This window comes from Sulfuricurvum sp. (assembly GCF_049305995.1).
Classification (GTDB): Bacteria; Campylobacterota; Campylobacteria; order Campylobacterales; family Sulfurimonadaceae; genus Sulfuricurvum.
In genome coordinates this window covers 1-1,790 of record NZ_JBAQPS010000178.1, presented here as the reverse complement: position 1 = coordinate 1,790, position 1,790 = coordinate 1, and the positions used below count along the sequence as shown (strand labels likewise).

General features: G+C 42.6%; 2 protein-coding genes. Both read left to right on the top strand.

Annotation, left to right across the window (positions count from 1 at the left end):
• Positions 1-104 precede the first annotated feature (104 nt).
• Entirely contained in the window at positions 105-497 is a 393-nt protein-coding gene (locus WA010_RS06175; RefSeq protein WP_422556269.1) for a type II toxin-antitoxin system PemK/MazF family toxin, read from the top strand.
• A 454-nt stretch (positions 498-951) separates the two neighbouring features.
• Positions 952-1,790 (top strand): tRNA 5-methoxyuridine(34)/uridine 5-oxyacetic acid(34) synthase CmoB (gene cmoB / locus WA010_RS06170; protein ID WP_422556268.1); only part of this gene is annotated, 839 nt, incomplete at its 3' end.

Sequence of the window (1,790 nt, the reverse complement as noted above, 5' to 3'; positions counted from 1 at the left end):
CTTCCAAACAAGAAAATGGGTCAGGTTAAATTAAAATGAGCAAAGATTGGGATGGATACCGTGTCAAGCACGGTATGACGGAGAAAAAACAAGGCTGAATCAAAATGAGCAAACGATTCGATGAGTGGAACGAAACAAAAAAAGCGGTACATATTAAAACAGAATCCGCCCATTTCCGAGAACGTGAAATTTATGTTTCGACGATGGGAAGTAATATAGGTTATGAGCAAGACGGAAAAGGGGAGGGTTTCGTTCGACCGATTTTGGTACTGCGCAAATTTAGCAAACAAAGTTTTATCGGTATCCCTCTGACCAGTTCAATCAAAGAGGATATGTTTCATTATGGGTTCTCATTTATCAAAGGAAAAGCAAGCTATGCGATTTTGTCACAAGTGAGACTGTTCGATGCCAAACGGTTGGAACGAAAGATCGGTACGATTAGCGAAGAAGATTTTGAGAAACTGAAAAATAAACTGAGAGAGTTGATGAAGCTGTGAGTTGTTCCCCTTGGGTTGCCCCAAGAGTAGTCCCGAAGGAAATTTGTATGATAATTATAGCACAATTTAATTAGATTGCGATTTTAGAGTAGGGAAAATTAATGATATGCCGATCAACTGTTCGGAAATTCCGAACAGTTCAAATTGAGAGTGAACTTGATGAAAGTTCAGTTATCCGGAATTTCCGGACAACTGCCAGTGATGGCAAAAACTATGATGTATATAGGGGTCATGTATTCAATCTTCATTTTTTAAAAACGATGACATAGCCAAGGGGTAAAACCCCTTGGCTATGTCAGGATCACCTGAGCATAGGTGCAAAAATACACATAAGCAATAGTGCTAGTATCAGCTTATCCATAAAGAACCCCCTGAATATCTCCCCTCATTGCGTACTTCACGTCATCTTTAGCCTAATATCGCTAAAATTTCAGGATAAGAATGAGGAGCGAAAATGGATTTAACTGCAGTTCGAGAAGAGCGCCAGAAATGGATGACATGGAAAAACATCGCTCCGTTGCGTGAAGCGCTAAATCAGCTCCCTCAAATCGAAGCTCAGGTTGAACTGGGAAATACCGTTGCCCTCACATCGAATGAGGTGGTGGATATAAATGAACTCGAACGTATTGCTCGCCTTATGATGCCGTGGCGTAAAGGACCGTTTGATTTGTTCGGTCTTTTTATCGATACCGAATGGTGCAGTGATCTGAAATACAACTTTCTCCGACCCCATTTCAATCTTCATGGCAAAAAAGTGGCTGACATCGGGTGTAATAACGGCTATTATATGTTCCGTTTTCTCGAAGACACTCCGGCAAAAGTGGTCGGATTTGACCCCTCGGCGCTCTTTAAATCGCAGTTTGATCTCATCAATCATTTTGTCAAAAGCGACATCGTCTATGAACTGCTTGGGGTGGAGCATTTGCCCTTTTACGAAGAGAAATTTGATGTGATCTTTTGTCTGGGGGTACTCTACCATCGAAGCGATCCGGTCGCGATGATCAAAGCATTGGGACAAGGTTTGGCGGAGGGGGGCGAGATTTATCTCGATACCTTTATCATCGACGGAGATGAACCCGTCGCTCTTTGTCCGAGCGGAAGCTACTCAAAAATCACCAACGTCTATTTCGTTCCGACCCTTAAAGCACTCAAAAATTGGTGTACCCGTGCCGGATTTAACTCCTTTGAGGTGTTGGGAACGGTGGTAACGACATCTGATGAACAACGCAAAACCGACTGGATAGAATCGCAAAGCCTTGAAGATTTTCTCGATCCTGCCGATAGTACCAAAAC

Bases quoted from the DNA above. Each gene is read 5' to 3' on its own strand.
- WA010_RS06175 (WP_422556269.1), top strand. From the start codon at position 105: ATGAGCAAACGATTCGATGAGTGGAACGAAACAAAAAAAGCGGTACAT.